This is a genomic window from Butyrivibrio sp. INlla14 (genome assembly GCF_900102515.1).
Taxonomy (GTDB): domain Bacteria; phylum Bacillota; class Clostridia; order Lachnospirales; family Lachnospiraceae; genus Butyrivibrio.
Window position 1 is genome coordinate 1 of the sequence record NZ_FMVS01000052.1, and the last position, 8,837, is coordinate 8,837.

Consider the following 8,837-nt stretch of genomic DNA (forward strand, 5'->3'; position numbering starts at 1 on the left):
GTATATCCAGGTGCCTCTGCCTTATCTGCTGCTGTTACAGTATCTCCGTACTTGTACTCAGCCTCTGTTGGAAGCTCTGTTGCTCCTGCTGGTACAGGATTATTTGTGTATCTGTAAGTTACCTTGAAGCTCTTTCTGCTATAGTACAACTTTACTACAAGACTTCCATCTCCCTGTACTATTGCTGCATCAAGTTCATCCTCTCCTGCAAAGTATCTGTTTCCGCCTTCGACGTATTCAAATCCGTCTACTGTCTTTACAAGTCCTGCAAGAGTTTCAGCACTCAGTTCTGCATCTGTTGTTCCTTTGTTTCCTGTCGTTGTATATGTGCTATCAATCTCATATACTTCTTCATCTTCAAGTGTCTGGAAGTAATGCTCTACTGTGTACTCTACATCGTCTCTTGCTGTAAATGTTCCTTTTACCTCTACATCTTTTGCTGGCATCTGGAAGCTGTTATTTTCAGCCTCTACACCCTCTGGTGTCCAGCCACTAAAGTCATAACCAGGTGCTGTTGCATCTGCTGCAAGAGTTACTGTCTCTCCGTACTTGTACTCTGCCTCTCCTGGAAGGTCTGTTGCTCCTGCTGGTACTGGATCATTTGTGTAGCTGTAGGTTACCTTGAAGCTCTTTCTGTTATAGTACAGCTTTACTACAAGACTTCCATCTCCCTGTACTATTGCTGCATCAAGTTCATCCTCTCCTGCAAAGTATCTGTTTCTGCCTTCGACGTATTCAAATCCGTCTACTGTCTTTACAAATCCTGCAAGAGTTTCAGCACTCAGTTCTGTATCTGTTGTTCCTTTGTTTCCTGTCGTTGTATATGTGCTATCAATCTCATATACTTCTTCATTTTCAAGTGTCTGGAAGTAATGCTCTACTGTGTACTCTACATCGTCTCTTGCCTTAAAATATCCCACTAATTTTACATTCTTGGCTGGCATCTCAAATGTATCGCTGATAGTTCCTTCAATATCATCAGATGTCCATCCCTCAAATGTATAGCCAGCTGGAATAGTCTCTACAGAAAGAACCTGAACTGTATCGCCTTCCAGATATTCATCTTCATCTGTAGGAGCTACTGCACCATGCGCATCTCCCGTGATCTCGTAGGTTACTGTATAAGTTGGAAGCTTTTCCCATACAGCATAGAGTGCATGGTATGGCTGCTTCTCATCAGCTGCTACCTTCTGTACACTCTTATTGTTTGCTGCTGGATCATAATAATAGCCTCTTTCTGCATCATAACCAATCCAAAGAGTTTCAGACTCTGTAGTTGTTTGTACTTCGCCATCTACAACTTCTACTTCTCTTGCCCATCCAAGGAATTTATATCCCTTTCTGGATGGAATAGTCTCACCCTCTCCTAATCCGTAAATAGGAACTTCCTTGTTTACTTCTAATGGGTCATATGACGCATATACTCCGCCATCATAGTTATTATAGAATGTGATGTGTGTCGGAACTGGTTTCTCAACCTTTACATATTCTGCACGAAGCTGAACAGTATAAGTCTTATTAGGCACACCATTTGTCATACCTGGTGCATCTTCCACTCGCGCATCTGCCTTTAAAACCTTAAAAGTAGCGCCAGGAAGGACTGTTGTAGTTGTATCTACAAACTTACTCTGAGCAGAATCCCACTTCTGAACTACCCAGTGTGAGAAACGTGACTCATAAGTATTTCCGTCCTCTGTTATAGCCGGTGTTGTTGTAGGTGCAGCGCCTGCAGATGCCATTGCTTTATCAGCATATAAATTTGTATCAGTAGGTGCTGGGCTTCCACCATTTGCGTCATATATGAGACCTATACCCTTAGCTCCTGTAGTAGTCTCACGCCAATTTGCGTAAAGGTCAAGTTTTCTGGTGATCCAGAAGCGGTCTTCACCATTATTTCCTGTTATATCAGAGTTAGTTGTTGCATTAGCATTGCCCCACTTATCTGATGGATCAGTAAAATCTTTGGTCTTATCATATTCTGCAGTAACTGTTTGATCATTTAGAACAAATGCATCTTTGTTAAATCCATTCTTTCCTTCAGGATCTGTGCTCCAACCCGCAAACTCATATCCATTTCTTCTTCCTGAAGGAGTACTTACCTTTCCACCGTAAGAAACACGGAAGTTTGTTTGCTGTGTAGCAGAACCCCAATCAAGAGTATTATCTCCATCTGCCATAGAATGGAGGAATACACGGTACTGTATCTGACGCCACCTAGCGTAGACTGTGATACCACCCTCAGGCATCTTGTCGAATTCATACTTTGATGTACAAGCATCGTCTACATACCATCCTTCGAACACATATCCTGTTCTTGTAACACTAGGCTTGTATTCATCGTATGACTTTACATTTGCCTGATAATAAATATCTCCAACAAGTTCTATCTGACCTGAACTTGTCTCAGATGAAATCCTATTATTGTTACCATCATAGTAGGCTCCATCCATAAAGTTAATTTCATATTTGTTACGAGTGTAGTAGCACTTAACAACTTTAGCGCCACCGCTACCCCAAGTATTAGTACTTGGATCATAGCCAAATTTGGTATATCCAGGTAAGTCAATGTAATCTTCAGCCTCTGTAAAGAATCTATAATCACACTCTAGTGATTTATATTCAACAAAGGTCTTACCATTGAACGAATATGTCTGTTCTGTTGTGCCTGGAAGTGCCTCTACATAATAAGTGATTGTCTTATAATTGCCTGGTCCAGGACCGTCATCATCCTTATGGAAGGTAACATTAGCATTTGGCATAATGTCAATATATGACAATACCTGAGTATATGGTGTAGAACTCTGTGGTTTCCATCTTGCCGCATTATAAGTAATGCCATCTGTTCCAACGATCGGGAACTGATCACTTATTGACTGTCCGTAAAGGGCTTTTATTTCCTTGATTGTGGTCCATCCATTACTATATGTATATACCGTGCCCTCATACTTATGGGAATACCTATAGCCTCCCAAAGACCATGTACGAGTTCGCCAGAACGATCCATCATTCCAATACACTCTTACATGTTGGCCATTTACAACTCCATACTTTTCCGGATTATTATCATAATCACCTTCAGAAATAATATATACACCATCTACCTGGAAAGTCAGTGTATGCTCATTTCTCTTGTAGTAAACATTAACAACTGTTGTTCCCTCAGGTGCAATGGTCTTACCTGACTGATCGTTGCTATCATAATGGAAACCAGTATATTCGTTATAATCGTTTCCATTTATTCTTACATAGCTATTATCGCCAGTTCCTCGAACCTGTACAGCATTAATGGAACTATTTACTGTTCCATTAAGAGTTACGGAAGTAGCAAAATCATAACCTGTTCCATCCAGATTCTGCTTCCAGATAAGGATAGTATAATCCGCATTTGTAACAGCTTCCCACTTCGCATAGATAGTTGTCAGGTCAGAAAGTGTACCACCAAACTCGAACTCCTGTCCGAGTTCGACTGTTACATTTCCATCATCATCCTTAACCTCAGTTCCATAATACCAGCCACCAAATGTATAGCCATTGCGAACCATCTCTGAGTTATCGCATGGTTGCTGCGTTGTAAAACCGGATTTTACAAACTGTGGCGCATTATAAGTAGCACCTTTTCCGTTTTCATTGAAAACCAACCAGTGGCCAGCTGGCAAATCAACCGAAAGGATAACGTTACCCTTTATCTCGATTTCTGTATCAACTGGATAGCTTTTACCTTCTGTATATCCTTTAACTACATCTTTTCCTTGGCTAACAAGCCAGCCTTCAAACTTATGCTCGTTATCGGCAGGCGTGAACTGCATATCAATGGTATATTTCTGGTACTCTGCTGGCTCGTCTGCGCGGAACAGCACCTCACTTGATCCTAAAGATGCACCGAGGTCGTCAATATAGGATACTGTGTATGCCTTAAACAGCATTGCGTAATATATCAGTTTATCACCTTCAGTGACACCATTATTTAACTTTGCTCTGATCTGCTCACGGATATCATCAATAGTCAATGCTGGTGTTAAAGTTGTATAAGCGGCATCTGTTGTCCAGCCTCTGAACATGACGCCGTCTCCAAGATTCCCAACACCTGGATCGTAGATAATATCATTGAAATGGCTTGCTGTTTCACCAGATCCCGGATTAAGATCGTTCTCTTTTACATTAAGAGTAACAATCTCATCATTGCCGTTCATAAACTTAACAGCTAATCTGGCATCCGTTCCCTCTTCTACTACGATAAATACTGAGAACTGGTTAGAATCAAATTCAACTGCCTCAGCATTACCCTGAGAATTAGAACTTACGCTGGCATCAATCTTTTCAACATCATCACCATGATCATGAAGAACTGTAAGATTTTCTGTAGCGATTGTCTCTTCGATATCAAGTTTTACGTGAACATACTTATTATTTGCAGGCTGAATCTCATTTCCTTCAAATACGAAAGAAATGTCAACACCCTTAGCCTTATTTACTTCTTTTCCAAGTGTCTCTTCTGCAGTAGCAACGGCCTGCTCATCAGAGATTGCGCTGATCTTTAATTCTGTACCAGCTGGGAAAAGACCTTCCTCAGCCTGAACAGAAACGATAAGGCCGCCTGCGTGCACTTCATTTGCCTCTATTGAAGGCATTGTCTCAGAGATATCTTCGGCAGCTACAAAGTTAGCTGTGAATTCTGCATCCTCTTCAATTCCTGAAGGCACGAAAGTAGCATCTGTAGATACCTGATTACCATTCGCATCAGTCCAGTCTACAAATGTATATTTGTCATTCCAGGCTGTGGCTGTTGAGCCCTCAAACTTGGAATCCTTGTCATTAATATCAACAGTCTCTTTATTAGAAGAAACTCTACCGCCCTTGGTAGCCTTGTATCTTACTGTTACAAGTTTTTCTTCTACGACTGCTTCTGAAGTCGCAGCTGTAGCTGCCTCTTCAACAACTTCCTCTGAGCTTGCATTAGTTGCAGCATCTTCAGAAGAACTCTCAGTAGAAGCATCTGTCGCCACTTCTTCTGTAGAACTTTCAGTTGTGGCCTCTGCTGCCGTTGTTGCCACCGTCGTCGCTGCATCTTCCCCTGCAGCGCCAGACTCTTCAGCAGCCTGATCAGTTACTTCAGTAACTTCTTCAGGTACAGTCTCTTCTTGAGGCTGTTCTTCCTGAGCCTGTTCTTCTCCTTCCTGTGGAATCTGCTCCCATTCAGCAGTCTGAATTTCATTTTCCAGCTGTGCAAGTTCCTCGTCGCTTTCAACAGCGAAAGCTCTTGTACTGGCAATATCACTACCAAAGGTAGTTGTTACCAATGCAAAAGCTAAAATAACTGCCAGCAATCTGTTCCATTTCTTCAACATTCCTATCTCTCCCTCCGTTAGAAAATATTTTTGAAATCGAATGGATTCTGAATTATGCAATATAGATTAGTGGGCTTGTTTCCTATATTTTGTATTATAAAAAACGAGCAATCATAAACCCTATCATATTTTGCATTATTTGTGAACTTTTTTTCACAATTCCTAGTCATAATTCTAAACTTTATTTCACTGCATTTACAGACTTAATTAAGTGTAGATTATAAATTTTTTCTTAAGATTATAACCAAAAAATAACGGGAACCCACATATTGTAGTTTCCCGTTATCTATTAACTATATATGCTCATCACTGATTTTTTATTTCAAATCAGTTTTCTTCATTCTCCTCTTTCTTTTTCCCTGCAAGGAGAAGTGTTACTGTAGCAGCTACTGATACAAGGATTACAAGGACTCTTGATGCATCATTAGTTGTATCTTCTGTTCTTGCTCTTCTTGCTCCGAGGACTGCCTGTCCACTAGTTTCCTCACGTCTTGCTCCGAGAACTGCCTGAGCTGGTGCTGGAGGTGTAGTTGTAGGAACATCCGGAGGAGTAGGTGGTGTTGGAGGTCCTGGTGGTGGAGGTGTAGGTGGTCCAGGAGGCGTTGTGCTCTCTGTGATTGTAAGGTTTCCTGGAATAATCTCGAAGGTATAATTTGTATACTTCGTTTCAAGAGCCTCCTCATCCTCTTTTGTTCTGATCTGATACTGGACACCAACTGTTTCGCCTGGGTCTCTTTCATAGGTGAGGTCAATCGTATCTGTACCCTGAAGACCTGTTATTGTAGATGTAAACTCAGGATCACTAGCACCTACAGTCTTAGTCTTATCATCTACATTGATAGTTACTGGAACTTGTGTAATAGTGAGTGTGCCAAGATGATTCTCTTCATTTTCTGATAATATGAAGAGCTCTGTTACATCTACCCTGTCTTCACCCTGACCATGATAAATTGCATACCCATCTGCCAGTTCAAAAGGAGTATCTCCAACGTCTTTTCTTGTAGCAGTAGCTTTGATGTTTTCAACCTCGTAAGTTTCAGTACCGATACTAAATGTTGTATCGAAATCGCCCGCCATAACTACAATACCAAACAACCTCTTGAACATGCTGTACATACGTTGTGGGATTGTTGCTGATCTAGGTTCAATTACAGGCGGAAGTGGCACTGAGGAAATTTTAACTGGCATATTGAAGGTCTGTGGTCCGCCGTTATATGGAGATGTCACATCTTCTGAAGAAATGAATAGGCTAAATCCCTCTTCTACATAAATCCTAAGCTCTCCATCCTCTACACTGGATTCTTCCTCGTCAAGCTCAAAATTATCATCCTCGACTGTAAACATTGCAAACTCAAGACCCATGTTATAGGTGTCTGGTAATATTCCTTCTGCGTGTGCATTTGTATCATCAAAGGTTATCTTATCCCAACTAAAGAGATTTTCAGCATCACCTTTAAGTTCTTCTACTACACCTGCTTCGGCTTTTTCGAGACCATCTACAAACTGCTTACTGCCATTAAATTCTACATTGTCTTTATTTCCTGCTACATCAATCTTAACTTTTCGAGGAGTGATAACCAGGGCAATCTCTCCGCTCACATCCCAGATAATATCACCATCAATTTCACGGTTTATTGTGAACATGTCCTCAGTAAGAGTTATTGGATATCTTCCAACATCTGTTCCACTTACCTTTATTAGAGAATTGCCTTCTTCATCACGCACTGGAACAACATCGCTTGATGTAAGTCCATCTACTACGTCTTCGGGATCTGATGTTACTGTAATGGTATAAGCAAGTGGTTCTTCAGATCCTTTTATTTCCAGTATCTGCTCGTTTCCATTATATTGACGCTCAACCTCTGATCCTTCAGTAGATACTCTGATAGTTATTGTATATGTAGTTTCCTGCTCCCACTGAGCATACAGTGTATTCGCTTTACTATTTGTTGCTGCAGGGTTATCAAGGTTATCAGCTGCAATAAACGCTTTATCAAGAGCAATTTCAAGTCCGGATCCATCTGGCATTGTATTCCAGGAAGTCATCTTCCAACCATCTGCTGTATAGATTTCTCCAAGGGCTGTAACCTTTTCATTTCGTTTAAGTTCCGAAATCTTAACCTGCTTTCCTACAATTGTTTCTTTGTCTGATGCAGGTGAATAGTTAAGAACTGCTGTCTCTGCCTGCTGACCTGGATCATAAATGATAAATGTCTTTTCTGTTGATGGCGTCTCGCCTTTCTTCTCATAAACAGCATCCAATACTACTGTATTGGCATCCGAGATTGCTTCGTCTTTGATCTTGGCTTTTGCATTAGGAACATAAGTATCTGTATCTGTTCCCTTATGGAACTTCCATCCCATAAAGATATACTCTTCGTTTACCTTTGTAGGAGGCGCTGCCATTACAAATTCAGAATTGCTTGCATAGTCAAATCCATCTGAATGTGTTGTTCCATCGTCAAATTCGCCATATGGTGCATCTGTAGGAGCTGCATCAAATATTACCTTAACAGCTTCAAGCCTACGCCAATCAGCCTTTAGTATTATGTCTCGATGAATCTTTCCATAGAGGAATGTTTTTCCTGCATCTGGATCTTCATCGTCATAGTAGTAACCTGTAAAGGTATAACCTTCTTTCTCAAAGAGCCCTACTATACCAGATTCAAGAATCTCTGTATCTGGGTCTACATAGAAGAATGGATTGCCATCGGCATCAAAGTCTTCATTAGGATCCCAGCCTGACTGAGGCACGAACTCACCGCCATTTGCTTTCAATGTAACCTTATACTGAACAGGTTTCCAGATTCCATATACTGCCTTGTTACTTGCAGGCATCTTGGAACTGAAATCAAATAGCACTGTTCCAGTCTTATCTTCATACCATCCGTCAAAGATATACCCTTCATGTGTCTTAGGATTTGTCTGTGATGCATAAGAAGCTAGTGGAGCTTCGTATTGAACCTTTATAGCATCAATAGCATTCTGCTCTGTATGATCTGTAGGATCCACATCAATAAACTGAAGATCATAGCTAAGTCTCTTATAATATATCTCAAGTGCTGTACTATTTATCGAGATAGTAGTATTAAGAGTAGCATTACGTCTGCCACTACCATGATCATATTGATAGAGTTCAAATCCATTGTACTTATTGGTCAGATGGAAATTAGAATTCCATGGTACACTAGTGTACTGACACGTTGATATTTAATCAAATTATCTCTATTAATCCGAGCCATTTCTTGATAAAATAAAAGAAAAAGCTCGGAGGCATAACAATGGCAGGCAGACCAAAAAAATATCACATAAATCTCACTGATGAAGAATTCAAAGGTATCAAGTCTATCATTCGTAAGAAAGGCACAAGTAAGACACTTAGGACAAGATGCCAGATCATCCTTGATTTAGATGAAAACCATGGAAAAATGTACTCCTACGAACAATGCTATAAATCCAATGGTGTCTGCCATGCAACAGTATCAAATACTG

2 protein-coding genes and 1 pseudogene are annotated in these 8,837 nt (G+C 40.6%); 1 reads left to right on the plus strand and 2 read right to left on the minus strand.

The features are described 5' to 3' along the window. Together BLO53_RS18360 and BLO53_RS18365 are read right to left on the minus strand one after the other, a co-directional pair. Positions 1–5,345: InlB B-repeat-containing protein (locus BLO53_RS18360; RefSeq protein ID WP_092065045.1), on the minus strand; the 5,345-nt coding region annotated here is incomplete at its 3' end. A 327-nt stretch (positions 5,346–5,672) separates the two neighbouring features. Beyond that, positions 5,673–8,357: an MBG domain-containing protein gene (locus BLO53_RS18365; protein ID WP_143003285.1), complete on the minus strand. Its 2,685-nt coding sequence runs from the start codon at positions 8,355–8,357 to the stop codon at positions 5,673–5,675. Between the two features lie 269 nt (positions 8,358–8,626). Here BLO53_RS18365 and BLO53_RS18370 point away from each other — a divergent pair. Beyond that, a pseudogene (locus BLO53_RS18370) lies at positions 8,627–8,837 on the plus strand (helix-turn-helix domain-containing protein); the annotation flags it as partial.